We start from the raw sequence: 23,366 nt of genomic DNA, 5'->3' as shown, positions 1-23,366 counted from the left end.
AGAAAATGGACGGTAAATCTAATGACAATAACAGAAATAATGCAGCTAACTCCGATGACAAACAAAATGATGAGTTAAGCATGTTTCGTAGAAGTAACGATTTTAGAACGCGTAAAAGAAAAAAGTTTAAAGATAAAGTTGAAGACGACATATCTAACTCGAATCACTATGATGATACGAGTGAAGAAGAACAGCATCATAGTGAAGACATCTTAAATGATCGCAACACTCATTTAAGCGATAAAGAAGATTTTGTTAGCGATAATGATGACTTAGAGTCGTATCGTGAAAGTGAGCAAATTAATCATTATCATAATGATGAAAATGTTAATAACGATGATAGTCAACAAGATAAAGAACAAACAAATAATATAGAAGATAATACAACTTCAAAAACTAAGCACAAAGATAAAAATGCAAAGAAAAATTGGTTGAGTTTTTTAACATCAAACAAATCAACATCAAAGAAAAAAGAACATGCACAAGAAGAACAAACAGATTCTAATAAGAAAGTTACACAATTTAGTTCACCAACTCTAGAAGAGAAAAGAGCACAACGGCGTCGAAGACAAAAAAGAATTCAGTACACCGTTATTACAGTATTGGTATTGTTAATTGTGATATTCTTACTATATATGTTTACACCATTAAGTAAAATCTCCAACGTAAATATTGAGGGGAATCATAATGTAAGTAAAAGCCAAATTAACAAAGCACTCAATGTTAAGTCTACTTCACGCATGTATACTTTTAGTAAAGGTAAAGCTAAAACTAATTTAAAGAAAAATAAATTAATTAAAGATGTAAGCATTACCAAGCAATTACCTAATACGTTAAATGTTAAAATAACAGAATATCAAGTTGTTGGTTTAACGAAAAACAAAGACAAATATGTGCCTGTGCTAGAAGACAGGAAAGAATTAAAAGATTATGATGGTAATATTTCACATGACGGTCCAATCATTGATGGTTTTAAAGGTGACAAAAAGGAAAAAATAATCCAAGCGTTATCAGAAATGTCACCTAAAGTGAGAAATTTAATTGCGGAAGTCAACTATGCACCAGATAAGAATAAGCAGAACAGAATTAAAATATTCACTAAAGATGATATTCAAGTCATTGGAGATATTACGACTATAGCGGATAAGATGAAATATTACCCACAAATGTCAGAATCACTGTCTCGTAGTGATTCAGGTGACCTTAAAACAGATGGTTATATTGATTTGTCGGTAGGAGCATCATTTATTCCTTATCAAAATAGTAGTGGTGATCAATCTGAATCTGAACAAAGTGTATCTAAAACATCAGCAAAAGAAACTGAAGCAAAAGAAGAACTTCAAAGTGTGTTAAATAAAATTAATAAAGAATCAAAAGAAAATAATTAAAAAATTTTGATATTAGTATGTGTTTATAGTTCACAAGCTTATCAACGTATTGTAAACTAAACATAGTGTATTTTAATAGTAACTTGTCAGGAGGTGCCTATCTATGGAGGAACATTACTATGTAAGCATAGATATTGGTTCATCAAGTGTTAAAACAATAGTAGGCGAAAAATTTCACAATGGAATAAATGTGATAGGTACAGGACAAACATATACAAGCGGTATTAAAAATGGTCTGATTGATGACTTTGATATAGCAAGACAAGCTGTCAAAGACACAATTAAAAAGGCTTCTATCGCTTCAGGTGTCGATATTAAAGAAGTATTCTTAAAATTACCTATCATAGGAACTGAAGTGTATGATGAATCAAATGAAATAGAATTTTATGAAGATACTGAAATTAATGGAACACATATCGAATCTGTACTTGAAGGTATTAGAGACAAAAATGATGTTCCTGAAACAGAAGTCATTAACGTTTTCCCAATACGCTTTGTTGTAGATAAGGAAAATGAAGTATCAGATCCAAAAGAATTAATCGCTAGACATTCACTTAAAGTGGATGCAGGCGTTATAGCTATTCAAAAATCAATTTTAATTAATATGATTAAATGTGTTGAATCATGTGGTGTAGACGTGCTTGACGTATATTCAGATGCATACAATTATGGCTCAATCTTATCAGCAACTGAGAAAGAGCTCGGTGCATGTGTTATTGATATCGGTGAAGATTTAACACAAATTGCCTTCTATGAACGTGGCGAATTAGTGGATGCAGATTCAATCGAAATGGCTGGTCGTGATATTACTGACGATGTTGCACAAGGATTAAACACTTCTTATGACACAGCAGAAAAGATTAAACATCAATATGGTCATGCTTTTTATGACTCAGCTTCAAGCCAAGATGTATTTTCTGTGGATCAAATAGATAGTGAAGAGAATGTTCAATATACGCAAAAAGATTTAAGTGATTTTATTGAAGCAAGAGTTGAAGATATTTTCTTCGAAGTATTTGATGTATTGCAAGAATTAGGATTAACTAAAGTTAACGGTGGTTTCGTCGTTACTGGCGGATCAGCTAACTTATTAGGTGTAAAAGAATTACTACAAGATATGGTAAGTGAAAAAGTAAGAATTCATACACCATCTCAAATGGGTATCAGAAAACCAGAATTTTCTTCTGCGATTTCTACGATTTCTAGTAGTATCACTTTTGACGAGTTATTAGATTATGTTACAATTAGTTATCAAGATAATGAGGAATTTGAAGAGGAAGTTATCGAATCAAATGATAAAGATGCTGACTCTAAATCAAGCGGTTTCGATTGGTTCAAACGCAAATCGAATAAAAAAGATGATTATGAGGAAGAACCTGAAGCACCTCATGAAGAATATGACAACCGCGAAACTCATCAAGAACAAGATCATCATAATGCTCAAGATAAAGACAAAGAAGAAGGTAAATTTAAAAAACTCATGAAATCTTTATTTGAATGATTATTGGCCATTAAAACTAGGAGGAAATTTAAATGTTAGAATTTGAACAAGGATTTAATCATTTAGCGACTTTAAAAGTCATCGGTGTAGGTGGCGGCGGTAACAACGCTGTAAACCGTATGATTGACCACGGTATGAATAATGTAGAATTTATCGCTATCAATACGGATGGACAAGCTTTAAACTTATCTAAAGCTGAATCAAAAATCCAAATTGGTGAAAAATTAACACGTGGATTAGGTGCTGGAGCTAACCCAGAAATTGGGAAAAAAGCTGCAGAAGAATCACGTGAACAAATTGAAGATGCAATCCAAGGTGCAGATATGGTATTCGTAACTGCAGGTATGGGTGGCGGTACTGGTACTGGTGCTGCTCCTGTAGTAGCAAAAATTGCTAAAGAAATGGGTGCTTTAACAGTTGGTGTTGTTACTCGTCCATTCGGCTTTGAAGGTCGTAAACGTCAAACACAAGCTGCTGCCGGCGTTGAATCAATGAAAGCTGCTGTAGATACATTAATCGTTATTCCTAATGATCGTTTATTAGATATCGTTGATAAATCAACTCCTATGATGGAAGCATTTAAAGAAGCAGACAACGTTTTACGTCAAGGTGTACAAGGTATTTCTGACTTAATCGCTGTATCTGGTGAAGTTAACTTAGACTTTGCTGACGTGAAAACTATTATGTCAAACCAAGGTTCTGCCTTAATGGGAATTGGCGTATCATCTGGAGAAAATAGAGCGGTAGAAGCAGCTAAAAAAGCTATTTCTTCACCTTTATTAGAAACTTCTATTGTTGGTGCACAAGGTGTGCTTATGAACATTACAGGTGGGGAATCACTTTCTTTATTCGAAGCTCAAGAAGCTGCTGATATCGTACAAGATGCTGCTGATGAAGACGTGAACATGATTTTCGGTACAGTAATTAACCCAGAATTACAAGATGAAATTGTAGTTACAGTTATTGCTACTGGATTTGAAGACAAACCATCTTCTCAAGGACGTAAAGCTTCTAGTACTGGATTCGGTTCTAGTGTAACTAGTGCTTCATCATCTCATTCTGTAGATAGAGAAGAATCTGTAAGCAGTTCTGCTTCAAGTGCATCATCTTCTGACAGTGTGAACGAAAGAACTCATACAACTAAAGACGATGATATTCCTAGCTTTATTAGAAACAGAGAAGAAAGACGTTCAAGAAGAACTAGACGTTAATTAATTCTCTAAACATATTATTTTAAGTCATCAGATTGAATTCTGATGACTTTTTAATTTTTTACATAGGAATTTTTAAGATTATAACCAGATTCTAAAGTTTAAGAAAAAGCATGTTAATCCATGTACAATTAAAATAGTTTTAATTTAATTACAAATAAAAATGTTATATAATAACTTTACGAAAGCCATTTTTATCATTAATAGCAAATATTGAAAATTCATACTTAAGGTTGTGAAACATTTGACTGAAAAATTTATTAAACAAGATCATTTTTTAGAATACAAAGACGAAAATAAGACAAATACTACCCTTGGATTTACTACGAGAGAGGGTGGCTTAAGTATGTATCCTGAAAATGCATTTAATATGGCTAGATACGTTGACGATGATCAAGATAATATATCAAAGCATCAAGCTATTTTAGCCGATTTGATACATTTTCCTAGAAGAGATTGGGTATTTCCTATACAAACTCATGAAAATAAAGTAGCCAAAATCACAGCTGCAGATAAAGGAACTAATATCGATGCAATCACTAATGATTTACATGGCATTGATGGTCTGTATACATATGAACCTAATATTTTATTAACGATGTGTTATGCAGATTGTGTACCAGTATATTTTTATAGTGAGAAAAATCATTATGTTGGTTTAGCTCATGCAGGTTGGAGAGGTACATATGGTGAAATTGTAAAAGAAATGGTTCGACAAATCGATTTTGACTTAAATGATTTACAAGTTGTGATAGGTCCTGCAACTTCAAATTCGTATGAAATTAATGATAATATTAAATCTAAATTTGAAACATTAGATATTGAAACAACACAATATATAGAAACACGAGATGAAGACAGACATGGTATCGATTTAAAAAAAGCCAATGCTTTATTATTACAAAGTGTGGGTGTACCAAAAGATAATATTTATATTACAGATTATGCTACATCAGAAAACTTAGATTATTTCTTTTCCTATAGAGTAGAGAAAGGGCAAACTGGTAGAATGTTAGCCTTCATCGGAAGAAAGCAAGGTGAAGATTAATGCGTAAAATCGAAGAAAATTTGGCAAAAATTAACGATGAAATAAATCAGCAAAGAGAAAAAAGTAACATTTCAACACAGCCTAGCGTGATTGCAGTGACAAAGTATGTTACAATAGAGCGAGCTAAAGAAGCTTATCAAGCTGGACTTCGTCACTTTGGTGAGAATAGACTTGAAGGATTTAAAGAAAAGAAAGAAGCACTACCTAGTGATGCAGTGTTTCATTTTATCGGATCTTTGCAATCTAGAAAGGTTAAAGATGTCATCAATGAAGTTGATTACTTCCACGCTTTAGATAGAATGAGTTTAGCTAAAGAAATTAACAAACGTGCCAATCATACTATTTCTTGTTTCTTGCAAGTGAATGTTTCTGGAGAATCTTCTAAACATGGTATTGATTTAGACGATGTTAATTCATTTATCGAAGACCTTAAACAATATGAGAATATAAAAATAGTCGGATTAATGACTATGGCACCATTTACAGATGATGTTGAATACATACAGTCATTATTTAGAAAATTACGAATAAAAAGAGACGAAATACAGAAACTCAATTTAGAATATGCACCGTGTACTGAATTATCTATGGGTATGAGTAACGATTACCTCATTGCTATAGAAGAAGGTGCTACGTTTGTAAGAATTGGGACTAAACTTGTAGGAGAAGAGGAGTGAGCCCCGTGGCTTTAAAAGATTTATTTAATGGTTTTTTTGTAGTTGAAGATGAAGAAGAAGTGGAAGTACCAGAAGAACGCGAACAAGAACGTGATCGTAAACAAGAACGTGAAGTTGAATCACAAAGAGAGGTAGCACAAGAACCGGCTACGTCAAAAACAAGTGCTATTAAATCAGTGCCACAAAAAAGTTCAACTAGATATAATTCAACTTCTGAAGAAAGGAATTATCGTATGACTAATAATTCTAAATCAAACTCAAGAAATGTTGTAACGATGAATAATAATGCACAAACAAATGTTGCTACTCAAGAAAGTTCAAAAATGTGTTTATTTGAACCACGTGTATTCTCAGACACTCAAGATATTGCAGATGAATTAAAAAATCGTCGTGCTACTTTAGTTAATTTACAACGCATTGATAAAGTCTCTGCTAAACGTATTATTGATTTCTTGAGTGGTACAGTATATGCAATTGGTGGCGATATCCAACGTGTCGGTACAGATATTTTCCTATGTACTCCAGACAATGTTGAAGTTGCTGGTAGCATTACAGACCATATTGAGAATATGGAGCAACATTACGAATAAGGAGATAACATATGGATATTGGATTACTTAATACAATATTCCGAATTATAATTTGGATTGTTCAAATCTATTATTATGGAATGATTGTTTATTTCTTTACTTCTTGGGTGCCAAATATTCGAGAATCTAAGTTTGGTGAAATACTCGGGAAGATTTACGAACCATTTTTGGAACCATTTAGAAAAATAATTCCACCAATTGGAATTATTGATATATCATCTATTGTTGCTATCATTGTTTTAGTATTATTCCAACGAGGATTAGTGACTATTTTCAACATGATTTTAGTTCACTTAGCTGGATAAGAGTAAATACTTAAAAGATAGTAAATAATATAGATGTTGTTGAATAACGAGGTAACTGGAAGTATGCCAGTTTGCCTCGTTTTATTGTTAACTTTGTAAAATAATGTGACTGAACTGGCTAAACTACTTAAAAATAAGGAGGTGTCAAACATCGATATTTATCAGCATTTTAGAAAAGAAGAACAAGCAACCATTGATTTATTAATCGATAAATGCCAACAAGCTGAACGACATTATGCGCCAGTATTAACGAACTTTTTAGATCCTAGAGGTCAGTATATATTGGAAGTTATTGTTGGTAGTTATGAAGATTTGGTTGTTCATTTTAATGGGGGACCTCAAGCTGAACGACAACGTGCACTGATCACACCTTCTTATTACGAACCAAATGAAAGTGATTTTGATTTAACTTTAATTGAAATAGACTATCCACAAAAGTTTGTTACAATACAACACCAACATGTATTAGGGACATTGATGTCTTTAGGAATAGATAGAAATCAACTTGGAGATATTATGGTTGGAGAACGTATTCAATTTGTTTTGACAAAAGCTTTAGAATCATTTATTATGTTAGAATTCACTAAAATCAAAGGTGCTACAATTAAACTTAATTCTATTCCTTTGAAAGATATGATACAATCAGAAGAGAATTGGAAGATTCATAGTTCAACGGTGAGTGCACTAAGACTTGATGTTGTACTTAAAGAAATGATTCACAAATCAAGATCGATTGCGAAACAACTCATCGAGAAAAAAAGAGTAAAAGTGAATCACACAATCATTGATTCACCTGATTTTCAATTAGAAATGAATGATTTACTTTCCATCCAAGGTTTCGGTAGAGCACAAATGACCGATATAGGTGGAAGAACTAAAAAAGATAAAATACACATTACCTATAATACATTATTCAAATAGTGTAAAATTAAGGAGGACATAAAATGCCTTTTACACCAAGTGAAATTAAAAGCAAAGAGTTTACTCGTGTGAAAAATGGTCTAGAACCTACTGAAGTTGCAAACTATTTAGAACAATTAAGCTCTGAAATAGAAAGATTAAAAGAAGATAAAAAACAACTTGAAAAAGTTATTGAAGAAAGAGATACTAATATTAAGTCATATCAAGATGTTCATCAATCTGTAACTGACGCATTAGTACAAGCACAAAAAGCTGGTGAAGAAACTAAATTAGCAGCGAATAAAGATGCAGAAGCAACAATTGCCAAAGCTCAAGCGCAAGCTGATCAAATTGTAAACGATGCGGTAGAAAAAGCACGTCGTTTAGCTTTCCAAACTGAAGATATGAAACGTCAATCTAAAGTATTTAGATCTCGTTTCCGTATGTTAGTTGAAGCTCAATTAGACTTACTTAAGAATGACGATTGGGATTATTTATTAAATTATGATTTAGATGCTGAACAAGTCACTTTAGAAGACATTCACCATTTAAATGAAAATGATTTAACTGAAGAAGAAAAAGCAATGAAACAAAATGCTCAAAGTCAGTCTCAAACAACTGAATCTTCAGAAAGTACGGTTTCAACATCTCAAAGTGATTCAGTGACTCAATCAGAATCACCAAATCAAAAATAAAAAATCAGACGCGTAAGAAACAAAACACTTATCACAGCGAATTAGGAAATGGTGGGAGCCTAATATAAGCATGTTTCTTATATCACTGATTTATTTAAAATGAATACATTCAAGAGAGAACTCTAAGTTGAGTTAATCAGGGTGGTACCGCGGTATAACCGTCCCTGTTAATTGAACTTAGAGTTCTTTTTTATAATTAGGAGGAATGAAAGTAAATGAATTATAAAGATACGTTATTAATGCCAAAAACAGAATTTCCAATGCGTGGTGGCTTACCTAATAAAGAGCCAAAAATTCAAGAACAATGGGATGCAGACAATCAATACCAAAAAGCATTAGATAAAAATAAAGGAAACCAATCTTACATTTTACATGATGGCCCACCTTATGCTAATGGTAGCTTACATATGGGTCATGCTTTAAATAAAATTATTAAAGATTTCATCGTTAGATACAAAACGATGCAAGGCTTTTATGCCCCGTATGTTCCTGGTTGGGATACACATGGTTTACCAATTGAACAAGCATTAACTAAAAAAGGCGTAGATCGTAAAAAAATGACTACTGCTGAATTTAGAGAAAAATGTAAAGAGTTTGCTTTAAAACAAGTTGAAATTCAAAAAAATGATTTCAAACGTTTAGGTGTACGTGGTGATTTTGATAATCCGTATATCACATTAAACCCTGAATATGAGGCAGCACAAATTCGATTATTTGGTGAAATGGCTGACAAAGGTTTAATTTACAAAGGTAAAAAACCAGTATATTGGTCACCATCAAGTGAATCTTCATTAGCTGAAGCTGAAATTGAATACCATGATAAACGTTCTGCTTCAATCTATGTAGCGTTTAATGTTAAAGATGACAAAGGTGTCGTTGATCCTGACGCACAATTTATTATCTGGACAACTACACCATGGACAATCCCTTCAAATGTAGCGATTACAGTTCATCCAGAATTAAAATATGGACAATATAATGTTAACGGTAAAAAATACATTATTGCACAAGCTCTAGCAGAAACAGTTGCAGAAGCATTAGAATGGGATACAGATTCAATCCAACTTGAAAAAGAATTTACAGGTAAGGAATTAGAATATGTTGAAGCACAACATCCATTCTTAGACAGAACTTCATTAGTTATTAACGGAGACCACGTCACTACTGATGCTGGTACAGGTTGTGTTCATACTGCTCCTGGACACGGGGAAGATGACTATATCGTTGGTCAAAAATATGATTTACCTGTTATTAGTCCACTAAATGATAAAGGTGTGTTCACTGAAGAAGGCGGACCATTTGAAGGTATGTTCTATGACAAAGCGAATAAAGCTGTTACTGATTTATTAACAGAAAAAGATGCTTTATTAAAACTAAGCTTCATTACTCATAGTTACCCACATGATTGGAGAACTAAAAAACCAGTTATTTTCCGTGCGACACCACAATGGTTTGCTTCTATTAATAAAGTAAGACAAGATATTCTAGATGCGATTGATAATACTGATTTTAAAGTAGATTGGGGCAAAACTCGTATTTACAATATGATTCGTGATCGAGGAGAATGGGTTATTTCTCGTCAACGTGTATGGGGTGTTCCACTACCAGTATTCTATGCTGAAAATGGCGACATCATCATGACTAAAGAAACAGTTAATCATGTTGCAGATTTATTCGAACAACATGGTTCAAATATTTGGTTCGAACGTGAAGCTAAAGATTTATTACCTGAAGGATTCACTCATCCAGGAAGTCCTAATGGCGAATTTACTAAAGAAGAAGATATTATGGACGTATGGTTCGATTCAGGATCATCTCATAGAGGTGTACTTGAAACACGCCCTGAATTAAGTTTCCCAGCAGATTTATACTTTGAAGGTAGTGACCAATATCGTGGTTGGTTTAACTCATCAATTACAACTGCAGTGGCAACAAAAGGTCAATCACCATACAAATTCTTATTATCTCATGGTTTCGTCATGGATGGAGAAGGTAAGAAAATGAGTAAATCATTAGGCAACGTGATTGTACCGGATCAAGTTGTAAAACAAAAAGGTGCTGATATTGCACGTTTATGGGTAAGTAGTACAGACTATTTAGCTGATGTGCGTATTTCAGATGAAATTTTAAAACAAACGTCAGATGTATATCGTAAAATCAGAAATACATTAAGATTTATGTTAGGTAATGTGAATGATTTCAATCCAGAAACAGATGGTATTGCTGAAGCGGATTTATTAGAAGTCGATCGTTATTTATTACATCGTTTACGTGAATTCACTGCTAGTACTATCAAAAACTATGAAAACTTTGATTACCTTAATATTTATCAAGAAGTACAAAACTTTATCAATGTAGAATTAAGTAATTTCTACTTAGATTATGGTAAAGATATTCTTTATATTGAAGAACGTTCATCACATAAACGTCGTAGTATGCAAACAGTGTTATATCAAATCTTAGTTGATATGACTAAATTACTTGCACCAATCTTAGTGCATACTGCAGAAGAAGTTTGGTCACATACGCCACATGTTAAAGAAGAAAGTGTACATTTAGCTGATATGCCAAAAGTTGAAGAAGTAGACCAACAATTATTAGATAAATGGAATACATTTATGAAATTACGTGATGACGTCAACCGTGCATTAGAAGCAGCTCGTAATGAAAAAGTCATTGGTAAATCATTAGAAGCTAAAGTGACTATCGGTAGTAATAGTGATTTCAATGCTTCAGAATTCTTACAACAATTTAATGACTTACAACAATTATTTATTACTTCTCAAGCAGAAGTAGTTGACCACGTTGACAATGGTCAAGCTTATCAATATGGTGATATCCGTATTGAACATGCTGAAGGTGAAAAATGTGAAAGATGCTGGAACTACAGTGATCAATTAGGATCAGTAGGAGAACTAGATCACTTATGCCCACGTTGTCAAGAAGTCGTAAAAACATTAAATTAATATTAGATCATTGATTTAAAGCTGTTAGCAGTGTCAATTGACATTGCTAACAGCTTTTATTTTATATTTTTAAATTTGAAATATTGATAAAGGTTACTTTATTATTTTTACGTTCATATATTAGCTAATGAAAATTTAGATAGTCATTAAAATTGGAATGAATTAGTGTAAGTTTAATTGAAATGTCATGTTCTCATTATGCTCTTTCAAGCAATATTTTTAGCAATTAAGTTGCTTTTAGTATAAATTTTTAGCATAATATTAAAAATATGGATGTTACTGATAATAATTTCAATAATGAGTTAAATTTATAGATAAGCTTTATGAAAGAGGTAGTATGTATGTTTCATAATAAGAATGCAAATTTTGTAAATGGAATAACTATAAATGTAAGAGATAAAGATGAACTTAAACCTTTTTATGAAGAAATATTAGGGTTAAATATTGTTAACGAAACGATGACGAGCATTCAATATGAAGTAGGAATGTCAAATACATTCATTACGTTAAATGAAATTACTAATGGACGAGAACCATTAATGTCAGAAGCTGGGTTATTTAATTTAGGAATCATGTTGCCAACGCTATCTGATTTAGCTGATTTATTAGTACAATTGAGCGATTATGAAATACCTGTTAACGGTGGAGAACAAAGTGTTTCAACGTCTTTGTTTATTGAAGATCCTGAAGGCAACGGTTTGAAATTTTATGTCGATCAAGATTTTGAGTCATGGCATTATGAGGATGATAAAGCATTGCTTAATATTGTGCCAATTAACGTCCCACGTTTATTAAATGAAGTTTCAGACGAAAAGTGGCAAGGCATTCCAGATGAGGCTAAAATTGGTACGTTACATTTAAAGACGGTACGTATATCTGAAGTCAAAGATTATTATTTAAATTATTTTGGTTTAGAAGAATCAGCATATATGGATGACTATTCATTCTTTTTATCATCTCAACATTACCACCATCATTTAGCTATAAATCAATGGATATCCGGAACTAAACGCGTTGATAATTCTCATTCTTATGGCTTAGCACTTGTAGATTTTCATTATCCAGAAACGACCCATTTGAATGTTAAAGGGCCGGATGGCATATATTTTAGGTTTAATTATATAAAAGAAGAGTGATTCAGTGAAAAAAAGTATAACTTTAATGTTTATAGTGACTATATGTATTACGATAGCTGCAATAATAGATGGATTAAATAATCAAGATATGACAGAGCCCAAAAATCATTTATTAGAAATCAATCCAATGAAATATAATACTTATCAAAAAGGTCAATGTACGTATTATGTTTTTGATAAAGTTAAAGAAAATCACCATCAAATTGAGAACACATGGTCTGATGCAAAAGAATGGGCTAAAAATGCTGAAAAAGATGATTACAAAGTCAATCATCAACCTAAAAAAGGGTCGATATTACAAACAACTAAAGGAAAATATGGGCACGTAGCATATATTGAAAAAATAAATCAAGATGGATCACTTCAAATTTCTGAGATGAATTTTAAAAAAGCTTATGAAATTACAGATAGAACAATTCCAAGTTTTGATGTAGATCAATATCAGTATATACATCCTAAAAATAATGAAAAAGCATAATTAAGAACAACATATCGATACTCATAATAATGCCGATTAGCAAATAAAATTATTTCATTATGTACATCGTATTTATTTTTAGGCTATCCTGTTTTTATATACTTGATTAAGATATAATAAAAGATGTTGTAAAAAAGTGATGAATGGTTTTGAATGGAGGCACATGAATGAAAAAGAAATATTATACTGGTATTTCATTATTCGTAGTCATTTTTATTTTAGTCATTGACCAAATAACAAAATGGATAATTGCTAGTTCAATGAAAATAGGGGATTCCTACGAAGTAATACCAAATTTTTTAAATATAACATCCCATAGAAATAATGGTGCTGCTTGGGGTATTTTAAGTGGAAAAATGTTTTTCTTTTATATCATTACAGTAATTATATTAATCATACTCGTATTATTCTTTATTAAAGAAGCTAAGTACAATTTATTTATGCAATTAGCTGTTAGTTTGTTGTTCGCAGGCGCTTTAGGGAATTTTATAGATCGTTTGTTTAATGGAGAAGTTGTTGATTTTATCGACACAAATATTTTTGGATATGATTTTCCAATATTTAATATTGCCGATTCAAGTTTAACAATTGGTGTAATTTTAATAATTATAGCTTTACTTAAAGATACAACAAATAAAGAATAGGAGGTAAGGTAATGGAAACATATGAATATCAAATTTCAGATAATAATTATGTAGGTCAAAGATTAGATAAAGTATTACCTGAATTGAATAGCGATTGGTCACGTAGTCAGATTCAAGATTGGATCAAAGAAGATTTAGTAAAAGTAAATGATAAAGTGGTAAAACCAAACTATAAAGTTAAACAAAACGATCATATTATCGTAACAGAACAAGAGGTCGTAGAAGCGGATATCACGCCAGAAAATTTAAATCTTGATATTTTTTATGAAGATAACGATGTAGCTATTGTATATAAACCTAAAGGTATGGTTGTTCATCCATCACCTGGTCATTATACAGGTACTTTAGTCAATGGATTGATGTATCAAATTAAAGATTTATCAGGTATTAATGGTGAAATACGCCCAGGCATCGTTCACAGAATTGATATGGATACTTCAGGATTGTTAATGGTTGCTAAAAATGATATTGCGCATCGAGGCTTAGTTGAGCAATTAATGGCGAAATCAGTTAAACGTAAATATGTCGCATTAGTACATGGCAATATTCCACATGATTATGGAACTGTAGACGCACCTATTGGACGTAATAAAAAAGACCGCCAAGCTATGGCTGTCGTAGATGATGGAAAAGAAGCAGTAACACATTTCAATGTATTAGAACATTTTAAAGACTACACATTAATTGAGTGCGAGTTAGAAACAGGTCGTACTCACCAAATCCGTGTACATATGAAATATATTGGATTCCCATTAGTTGGGGACCCTAAATATGGTCCTAAGAAAACATTAGATATTGGTGGACAAGCTTTACATGCTGGAGTCATCGGTTTTGAACATCCAGTTACGCATGAATATATTGAAAGAACAGCTAAATTACCACAAGAATTTGAAGATTTATTAGATGATATTAGAAAAAGAGATGCTTAATATAGTTTGATAAATCATATAGTTCAATATTTGAATTTAGATATTAATTAAAGTCTAGACATAAGTCATAAACTTATAAAGATAAATAAAAAAATAGTCATATGACCGTTGACTAATTGTAGTTTTAGGATTAAACTAATAACAGTTTAAATAAAAAATCGTAGGTCTTTAAATGTAAGTCCAGAGAGGCTTCAAAGACATGAAAATGATACTTAATCTACATTAACGTTACTACCTTTATATTCGTATATAGAGACGTCAATAAAGGAATGTAACTCATGTAATTGAATGAACATGTGTATGTGATAAAACATCAATCACACATTGTCTATATATCAACCTCATGTCTTGTTAAAGGCGTGAGGTTTTTTTCATGTTAATTTATGAGGTGAGGAAATGTCTGAACGCATCATTATGGATGAAGCAGCAATACAACGTACAGTAACTCGAATTGCACATGAAATTCTTGAGTATAACAAAGGTACAGAAGATTTAGTATTATTGGGCATTAAAACGCGAGGTGCTTACCTTGCTTACCGTATTCAAGAAAAAATTAATATGATTGAGCAACAACTTGTTCCAACAGGTACAATTGATATTACACAATTTCGAGATGACATTGATCAAGTTTCAAAGCAATCTTTTGATAAAGCATTTGAGATTGATGTAGACATCACAGGAAAAGTTGTTGTCATCGTGGACGATGTTTTATATACAGGAAGAACTGTAAGAGCGTCATTAGATGCTATACTATTACACTCTAGACCAATTAAAATTGGTTTGGCAACACTTGTTGATCGAGGCCATAGAGAACTTCCAATTCGAGCAGATTTTGTAGGGAAAAATATACCTACTGCACGAGATGAATCAGTGAAAGTATTCTTAACGGAAAAGGATTCAACGAATGCGGTAGTAATTGAATAATATATCCTTTTAAAACAGTACGAGAGACTGAAAAAGGTGAATTGAATTATATAAGCATTTAACTAACTGTAATATAGTTATGTAAACTTATATGACTATAGATACATATTGCTTATGATTCATATCATTGACTTTAGTCTCTTTGCATAACTGTATGTAAAGAGATTTTTTTATGAGAGGAAATGAATCATTATGGAAAATGAACAAATGTTTGAACGTACAGTAAAACCAGTATTAGATGTTAAAGATAAACCAAAAGCAGGCCAATGGGCATTCTTAAGTTTACAACATTTATTTGCGATGTTTGGATCGACTGTACTTGTACCATTTTTAACAGGACTACCAATATCAGCTGCATTATTAGCATCTGGAATCGGAACATTATTATACATATTAATAACAAAAGCCAAAATACCTGCTTATTTAGGTTCTAGTTTCGCTTTTATCACTCCAATCATTACTGGGTTAAGTACACATAGTTTAGGAGACATGTTAGTTGCATTATTCATGAGTGGATTAATGTACGTCATTATCGGTATATGTATACGATTTAGTGGAACAGAATGGCTAATGAAATTATTACCACCTGTTGTGGTTGGACCAGTAATCATGGTTATCGGTTTAAGTCTTGCACCTACAGCAGTAAACATGGCAATGTATGAAAATTCAGGAGACATGAAAGGTTACAATTTAAGTTATTTAGTAGTAGCGTTAATCACTTTAATAGTAACTATTATTGTGCAAGGTTTTTTCAAAGGATTCTTATCCCTCATACCAGTTTTAATCGGTATTATTGTAGGTTATATCGTTTCAATATTTATGGGATTAGTAAAATTTGCGCCAATAGCTAAAGCTAAATGGTTAGATTTCCCAGATATTTATCTACCATTTAAAGATTATGTACCATCGTTTCACCTAGGATTGGTACTAGTGATGATACCTGTTGTTTTTGTTACAGTCAGTGAACATATTGGACATCAAATGGTCATTAATAAAATTGTAGGTAAAAATTTCTTTAAAGATCCAGGATTAGACAAATCAATTATCGGTGACGGTGTATCAACGATGGTTGCAAGTATTATCGGAGGACCACCAAGTACAACATACGGTGAGAACATTGGCGTTCTGGCGATTACTAAAATTTATAGTATTTACGTTATTGGTGGCGCAGCTGTCATAGCGATAGTACTCGCATTTATAGGAAAATTCACAGCACTTATTTCTTCAATACCAACACCAGTCATGGGTGGTGTATCTATACTATTATTCGGTATTATCGCCGCAAGTGGTTTAAGAATGATTGTTGAGAGTAATGTTGATTTTGCTAACAATAGAAACTTGGTAATAGCATCTGTCATTTTAGTAATTGGTATTGGAAATCTACTTATCAATTTAAAAGGTATTGGCATAAATCTTCAGCTTGAAGGAATGGCATTATCAGCATTATCAGGTATTATTTTAAATTTAATCTTACCTAAAAAATAATCAGTTTAACTGAGGAGGCAAACAATGGAACATTTATTATCAATGGAAGATTTATCAAACGATGAAATTTTTAGCTTAGTTAAAAAAGCAAGTCAATTTAAATCTGGAGAAGTTAATGTACCGCAATACAAAGATAAATTTGTAGCTAATTTGTTCTTTGAAAATTCAACTAGAACAAAATGTAGTTTTGAAGTTGCCGAACAAAAGTTAGGATTGAATTTAGTTAATTTTGAGACAAGTACATCATCAGTTCAAAAGGGTGAATCCTTGTATGATACTTGTAAAACTTTAGAAAGTATTGGTGTTAATTTACTTGTAATTAGACATTCTCAAAATGCATATTATGAAGAATTAAATAATTTAAATATCCCTATAGCTAACGGTGGGGATGGTAGTGGTCAACATCCAACACAAAGTTTACTTGATTTAATGACAATTTATGAAGAGTATGGAAAATTTGAAGGTCTAAATGTATTAATTTGTGGTGACATCAAAAATTCTCGAGTAGCTAGAAGTAATTTTCATAGTTTAAAAGCATTAGGTGCAAATGTAATGTTCGCGAGCCCCGAAGAATGGGTAGACGATACAATAGAGGCATCATATGTAAATATTGATGATGTGATTAACCAAGTAGATATTGTGATGTTGCTAAGAGTTCAGCATGAAAGACATGGTATTACTGGAAAGGCCAATTTTGAAGCTGAAAATTATCATCAACAATATGGGTTAACTAGGGAAAGATATGATAAATTAAAAGAAGAAGCTATTGTCATGCATCCGGCTCCTGTAAATAGAGGAGTAGAAATCGAAAGCGAATTGGTAGAGGCACCTAAGTCTCGAATATTTAAGCAAATGGAAAACGGTATGTATTTGAGAATGGCAGTTATTGATGAGCTTTTACAATAAGGAAGGGGTATTTGAATCATGAAATTAATTAAAAACGGTAAAATTATTAAGAACGGAAAATTGAAAAATACAGATATTTTAATCGAAGGTAAAAGAATTAAAACGATCAGTACTAAAATAGATGCATCATCTGACGATATTGAAGTCATTGATGCTAAAGGAAATTTAATCGCACCAGGATTTGTAGATGTACATGTGCATTTACGTGAACCAGGTGGTGAACACAAAGAGACAATTGAAACAGGTACAAAAGCAGCAGCTAGAGGTGGATTTACTACAATTTGCCCTATGCCTAATACAAGACCAGTACCAGATTCAGTTGAAAATGTAAGAGCGTTAAGAGAAAGAATTTCTGAAACAGCTCAAGTTCGCGTATTACCCTATGCTTCAATTACAACTAGACAAGCTGGTAAAGAGTTAGTGGATTTCGAAGCTTTAGCTAAAGAAGGTGTGTTTGCGTTCACAGACGATGGCGTCGGTGTACAACAAGCGAGTATGATGTACGCTGCTATGAAGCAAGCTGCTAAAGTTAAAAAGCCAATTGTTGCTCATTGTGAAGACAATAGCTTAATTTATGGCGGCGCTATGCATAAAGGTAAACGTAGTGAAGAACTAGGTATTCCTGGTATTCCAAATGTTTGTGAATCAGTTCAAATTGCAAGAGATGTTTTATTAGCTGAAGCAGCAGGATGTCATTATCATGTTTGTCACGTATCAACTAAAGAAAGTGTCCGTGTTATTCGCGATGCTAAAAAAGCAGGCATTCATGTTACAGCTGAAGTAACGCCACATCACTTATTATTAACAGAAAATGATGTTCCAGGTGATGATGCTAATTATAAAATGAATCCACCATTAAGAAGTACAGAAGATCGTGACGCATTATTAGAAGGATTATTAGACGGTACAATTGATTGTATTGCTACAGACCATGCGCCACACGCTAAAGAAGAAAAAGAACAACCTATGACTAAAGCACCATTTGGAATTGTAGGTAGTGAAACAGCATTCCCATTACTATATACACACTTCGTAAGAAATGGTAATTGGTCATTAAAACAATTAATTGATTATTTAACAATTAAACCAGCTACAATCTTTAATCTTAACTACGGAAAACTACACAAAGATAGTTATGCTGATATTACTATTATTGATTTAGAAAATGAAAAAGAAATTAGAAGTGAAGATTTCTTATCAAAAGCTGACAATACACCATTTATTGGTGAGAAAGTATACGGACATCCCGTATTAACTATGATAAAAGGTGAAGTTGTATTTAAGGAGGAAAAATAAATGCTTTCAAAACGTTATCTAGTATTTGAAGACGGTTCTTATTATGAAGGATACCAGCTAGGTTCAGATGAATTATCGATTGGTGAAATTGTTTTTAACACAGCAATGACAGGTTATCAAGAAACAATTTCTGACCCTTCATATACAGGTCAAATTATTACATTTACGTATCCATTAATTGGAAATTATGGAATTAATAGAGATGACTTTGAATCTTTAACACCTACATTAAATGGTGTAGTAGTCAAAGAAGCAAGTACACATCCAAGTAATTTCCGTAATCAAAAGACATTACATGAAGTATTAGTTCAATATCAAATACCTGGTATCTCAGGTGTTGATACTAGAAGTATCACACGTAAAATTCGCCAACATGGTGTATTAAGAGCTGGATTTACAGATAACAAAGATGAAATTGAAAGCTTAGTTGAACATCTTAAAACAACTGAATTACCTAGAGACGAAGTATCAACTGTTTCTACAAAAACACCTTATGTATCTACTGGAGCAGATTTAAGCGTTGTACTTCTTGACTTTGGTAAAAAGCAAAATATTGTACGAGAATTAAATATGCGAGGGTGCAATGTGACAGTTGTGCCATACGACACATCTGCTGAAGAAATATTGAAGATGTCACCAGATGGCGTAATGCTATCAAATGGACCTGGAGATCCAGATGAAGTAGAAGTAGCTATTCAAATGATTAAAGGTATTCTTGGTAAAATTCCATTCTTTGGAATTTGCCTAGGACACCAATTATTCGCATTATCCCAAGGTGCTAAATCATTCAAAATGAAGTTTGGTCATCGAGGCGCTAACCATCCTGTTAAAAACTTAAAAACAGGTAAAGTTGACATTACAAGTCAAAACCATGGTTATTCAATCGATAAAGATTCTTTAGAAAACACTGATTTAGAGGTTACTCATATTGCTTTAAATGATGGAACTGTTGAAGGTTTAAGACATAAGACTTTACCTGCTTTTTCTGTTCAATATCATCCTGAAGCAAGACCAGGCCCAAGCGATTCGAATTATTTATTTGATGAATTTATAACAATGATGAACGAGTTCATAGAAAAGGAGCGTAATGTAAATGCCTAAGCGTAACGATATTCAAACAATTTTAGTAGTAGGATCGGGTCCAATTATTATTGGGCAAGCTGCGGAATTTGATTATGCAGGAACTCAAGCTTGTCTTGCACTTAAAGAAGAAGGATATAGAGTTATATTAGTTAACTCAAATCCAGCGACGATTATGACAGATAAAGAAATTGCAGATAAAGTTTATATTGAACCATTAACACACGATTTTATTGCACGTATTATTCGCAAAGAACAACCCGATGCATTACTTCCTACATTAGGTGGTCAAACTGGTTTGAATATGGCTATTCAATTACACGATAGTGGTGTATTAGCCGCAAATAATGTGAAGTTACTTGGTACTGAATTAGAATCAATTCAACAAGCTGAAGACCGTGAATTATTTAGAACGTTAATGAATGATTTAAATGTTCCAGTACCTGAAAGTGACATCGTAAATACAGTAGAACAAGCTTTTAAATTTAAAGAAGAAGTTGGCTATCCATTAATCGTTCGTCCTGCATTCACAATGGGAGGAACTGGTGGCGGTATTTGCTACAACGATGATGACTTAAAAGAAGTTGTTACCAATGGTCTTCATTATAGTCCTGCTACACAATGTTTAATTGAAAAATCAATTGCTGGATTTAAAGAAATTGAATATGAAGTTATGCGTGATAAAAATGATAATGCAATAGTAGTTTGTAATATGGAGAATATTGACCCAGTTGGTATACACACTGGTGACTCAATTGTTGTTGCGCCAAGTCAGACACTATCAGACGTCGAATATCAAATGCTACGTGATGTGTCATTAAAAGTTATTCGCGCTTTAGGAATTGAAGGTGGATGTAACGTACAACTAGCTTTAGATCCAGATTCATACAACTATTACATTATTGAAGTAAACCCACGTGTATCTCGTTCATCAGCATTAGCATCTAAAGCAACAGGTTATCCAATTGCGAAGTTAGCAGCCAAAATTGCTGTAGGTTTAACACTAGATGAAATGTTAAATCCAATTACTGGAACTTCTTATGCTGCATTTGAACCTACACTAGACTACGTTATTTCAAAAATACCACGTTTCCCATTTGATAAATTCGAAAAAGGTGAGCGTGAATTAGGTACTCAAATGAAAGCAACTGGAGAAGTAATGGCAATAGGACGCACATATGAAGAATCTTTATTAAAAGCGATTCGTTCATTAGAATACGGCGTACATCATTTAGGATTACCAAACGGTGAAAGCTTTGATTTAGACTACATTAAAGAACGTATTAGTCATCAAGATGATGAAAGATTATTCTTTATAGGTGAGGCTATTCGTCGTGGAACAACTTTAGAAGAAATTCATGAAATGACTAAAATTGATTATTTCTTCTTAAATAAATTCCAAAATATTATCAACATTGAACATGAACTTAAAGCACATCAAGGTGATTTAGAATACCTTAAATATGCTAAAGATTATGGATTCAGTGATAGAGTTATTGCACATCGTTTTGATATGACAGAAGAAGAAGTTTATCAATTACGAATTGAAAATAATATTACTCCAGTGTACAAAATGGTAGATACATGTGCTGCTGAATTTGAGTCTACAACACCTTATTACTATGGTACTTATGAAACTGAAAATGAATCTATTGTTACTGATAAAGAAAAAATTCTTGTATTAGGATCTGGACCTATTCGAATTGGACAAGGTGTAGAATTTGACTATGCAACAGTTCATGCTGTGTGGGCAATACAAAATGCTGGTTATGAAGCAATTATTGTAAATAATAACCCTGAAACTGTATCAACAGATTTTTCAATTTCAGATAAATTATATTTTGAACCATTAACAGAAGAAGATGTAATGAGTATTATTAATCTTGAAAAACCTAAAGGTGTAGTTGTACAGTTTGGTGGACAAACAGCAATTAACCTTGCTGACAAATTAGCAAAACATGGCGTACAAGTACTAGGAACTTCTTTAGAAAACTTAAACCGTGCTGAAGATAGAAAAGAATTTGAAGCATTACTTCATACTATCGATGTACCACAACCTCAAGGTAAAACTGCAACATCACCAAAAGAAGCGTTAGAAAACGCGCGTAATATTGGATATCCAGTTGTAGTTAGACCATCTTATGTGCTTGGTGGTCGTGCTATGGAAATTGTAGATAGTGATGATGAGTTAGAAAATTATATGACACAAGCTGTTAAAGCTAGTCCAGAACATCCAGTATTAGTTGATAGATATTTAACTGGTAAAGAAATTGAAGTCGATGCTATTTCAGATGGAGAAACAGTCATTATTCCAGGAATAATGGAACATATTGAACGTGCAGGTGTACACAGTGGTGATTCTATTGCAGTATACCCACCTCAAACACTATCTCAAGAAGAAATTAAAACACTTGAAGATTACACAATTAGATTAGCTAAAGGTTTAAATATTATTGGATTAATCAATATTCAATTTGTAATTGCACATGATGGTGTTTATGTTCTAGAGGTAAATCCTCGTTCAAGTCGAACAGTACCATTTTTAAGTAAAATTACTGACATTCAAATGGCACAATTAGCTATGCAAGCAATCATGGGTACGAAATTATCATCTTTAGGCTATAAAGAAGGTATTCAACCGTATTCAGAAGGTGTATTTGTTAAAGCACCAGTATTTAGCTTTAATAAACTGAAAAATGTAGACATTACTTTAGGGCCTGAAATGAAATCTACAGGTGAAGTAATGGGTAAAGACCAAACATTAGAAAAAGCGCTATACAAAGGGTTAACTGGTAGTGGATTTGAAGTCAAAGATCACGGTACAGTATTAATGACAGTAAGCAATAAAGATAAAGACGAAATTGTCAAAATTGCACACCGTCTTAATGAAGTAGGTTATAAGATTCTAGCAACTAAGGGGACTGCTGAAAAATTAAAACAAAATAATATACCAGCAGAAGTTGTAGGCAAAATCGGTGGAGAAAATGACTTGCTTACACGTATTCAAAATGGTGACGTTCAAATCGTTATTAACACAATGACAAAAGGTAAAGAAGTGGAAAGAGATGGATTCCAAATTCGTCGTACAACAGTTGAAAATGGTATTCCATGTTTAACATCATTAGATACTGCTAGCGCTTTAACTAATGTTATTGAGAGTATGACATTTACGATGCGAAATATGTAAACTAATTCAATATAATTTAA

Annotated in this window: 20 protein-coding genes; all 20 read left to right on the top strand. The window is 32.5% G+C overall.

All coding sequences use genetic code 11. The annotated features are described in order from the left end of the window. Positions 1–5 precede the first annotated feature (5 nt). A complete protein-coding gene (locus CD121_RS11590) occupies positions 6–1,388 on the top strand; it encodes a cell division protein FtsQ/DivIB (protein WP_126568347.1) in 1,383 nt (460 codons plus the stop codon). A 103-nt stretch (positions 1,389–1,491) separates the two neighbouring features. After that, positions 1,492–2,889, top strand: a complete 1,398-nt coding sequence (gene ftsA / locus CD121_RS11585; RefSeq protein WP_029055481.1) for a cell division protein FtsA — start codon at positions 1,492–1,494, stop codon at positions 2,887–2,889. A 32-nt stretch (positions 2,890–2,921) separates the two neighbouring features. Further along, on the top strand, positions 2,922–4,100 hold the full coding sequence (ftsZ, locus tag CD121_RS11580; RefSeq protein WP_126568345.1) for a cell division protein FtsZ: 1,179 nt from the start codon (positions 2,922–2,924) through the stop codon (positions 4,098–4,100). Between the two features lie 244 nt (positions 4,101–4,344). Beyond that, the gene (gene pgeF, locus CD121_RS11575; protein WP_126568342.1) at positions 4,345–5,148 is read left to right on the top strand and encodes a peptidoglycan editing factor PgeF; all 804 of its coding nucleotides are present in this window, start codon (positions 4,345–4,347) and stop codon (positions 5,146–5,148) included. Beyond that, positions 5,148–5,825 (top strand): YggS family pyridoxal phosphate-dependent enzyme, encoded by a 678-nt coding sequence (locus CD121_RS11570; RefSeq protein WP_126568340.1) that lies wholly within the window; start codon positions 5,148–5,150, stop codon positions 5,823–5,825. The genes pgeF and CD121_RS11570 overlap by 1 nt, the downstream gene beginning before the upstream one ends. Positions 5,826–5,830: 5 nt before the next feature. Next, the gene (locus CD121_RS11565; RefSeq protein ID WP_017637165.1) at positions 5,831–6,415 is read left to right on the top strand and encodes a cell division protein SepF; all 585 of its coding nucleotides are present in this window, start codon (positions 5,831–5,833) and stop codon (positions 6,413–6,415) included. Between the two features lie 11 nt (positions 6,416–6,426). Beyond that, on the top strand, positions 6,427–6,720 hold the full coding sequence (locus CD121_RS11560; protein WP_017637164.1) for a YggT family protein: 294 nt from the start codon (positions 6,427–6,429) through the stop codon (positions 6,718–6,720). A gap of 141 nt (positions 6,721–6,861) precedes the next feature. Further along, entirely contained in the window at positions 6,862–7,641 is a 780-nt protein-coding gene (locus CD121_RS11555) for a YlmH family RNA-binding protein (RefSeq protein ID WP_017637163.1), read from the top strand. 23 nt (positions 7,642–7,664) lie between these two features. After that, positions 7,665–8,315: a DivIVA domain-containing protein gene (locus CD121_RS11550; RefSeq protein ID WP_017637162.1), complete on the top strand. Its 651-nt coding sequence runs from the start codon at positions 7,665–7,667 to the stop codon at positions 8,313–8,315. Between the two features lie 215 nt (positions 8,316–8,530). After that, on the top strand, positions 8,531–11,281 hold the full coding sequence (gene ileS / locus CD121_RS11545) for an isoleucine--tRNA ligase (protein WP_029055478.1): 2,751 nt from the start codon (positions 8,531–8,533) through the stop codon (positions 11,279–11,281). 341 nt (positions 11,282–11,622) lie between these two features. Next, positions 11,623–12,417 (top strand): VOC family protein, encoded by a 795-nt coding sequence (locus tag CD121_RS11540; protein WP_017637160.1) that lies wholly within the window; start codon positions 11,623–11,625, stop codon positions 12,415–12,417. A 4-nt stretch (positions 12,418–12,421) separates the two neighbouring features. Further along, on the top strand, positions 12,422–12,895 hold the full coding sequence (locus CD121_RS11535; RefSeq protein WP_117239310.1) for a CHAP domain-containing protein: 474 nt from the start codon (positions 12,422–12,424) through the stop codon (positions 12,893–12,895). Between the two features lie 167 nt (positions 12,896–13,062). Next, a complete protein-coding gene (gene lspA, locus CD121_RS11530) occupies positions 13,063–13,539 on the top strand; it encodes a signal peptidase II (protein WP_029055477.1) in 477 nt (158 codons plus the stop codon). A gap of 11 nt (positions 13,540–13,550) precedes the next feature. Next, positions 13,551–14,468 (top strand): RluA family pseudouridine synthase, encoded by a 918-nt coding sequence (locus tag CD121_RS11525; protein ID WP_029055476.1) that lies wholly within the window; start codon positions 13,551–13,553, stop codon positions 14,466–14,468. Positions 14,469–14,864: 396 nt separating this feature from the next. Beyond that, positions 14,865–15,392 (top strand): bifunctional pyr operon transcriptional regulator/uracil phosphoribosyltransferase PyrR, encoded by a 528-nt coding sequence (gene pyrR, locus CD121_RS11520; RefSeq protein ID WP_017637157.1) that lies wholly within the window; start codon positions 14,865–14,867, stop codon positions 15,390–15,392. A 192-nt stretch (positions 15,393–15,584) separates the two neighbouring features. Beyond that, a complete protein-coding gene (locus CD121_RS11515) occupies positions 15,585–16,877 on the top strand; it encodes a uracil-xanthine permease family protein (protein WP_029055475.1) in 1,293 nt (430 codons plus the stop codon). A gap of 24 nt (positions 16,878–16,901) precedes the next feature. Then, complete coding sequence (locus CD121_RS11510) at positions 16,902–17,783, top strand: aspartate carbamoyltransferase catalytic subunit (RefSeq protein WP_029055474.1); 882 nt, start codon at positions 16,902–16,904, stop codon at positions 17,781–17,783. Between the two features lie 18 nt (positions 17,784–17,801). Beyond that, entirely contained in the window at positions 17,802–19,079 is a 1,278-nt protein-coding gene (pyrC, locus tag CD121_RS11505) for a dihydroorotase (protein WP_017637154.1), read from the top strand. After that, a complete protein-coding gene (locus CD121_RS11500; RefSeq protein WP_017637153.1) occupies positions 19,080–20,180 on the top strand; it encodes a carbamoyl phosphate synthase small subunit in 1,101 nt (366 codons plus the stop codon). Next, positions 20,173–23,346 carry a carbamoyl-phosphate synthase large subunit gene (gene carB / locus CD121_RS11495; protein ID WP_017637152.1) on the top strand — a complete coding sequence of 1,058 codons (3,174 nt, stop codon included), beginning with the start codon at positions 20,173–20,175 and terminating at the stop codon, positions 23,344–23,346. The genes CD121_RS11500 and carB overlap by 8 nt, the downstream gene beginning before the upstream one ends. Positions 23,347–23,366: the final 20 nt, after the last annotated feature.

The sequence above is a fragment of the Staphylococcus pasteuri genome, assembly GCF_003970495.1.
In the GTDB taxonomy this organism is placed as follows: domain Bacteria; phylum Bacillota; class Bacilli; order Staphylococcales; family Staphylococcaceae; genus Staphylococcus; species Staphylococcus pasteuri.
The sequence above is the reverse complement of the archived record's forward strand: the minus strand, read 5'-3'. Positions and strand labels throughout refer to the sequence as shown.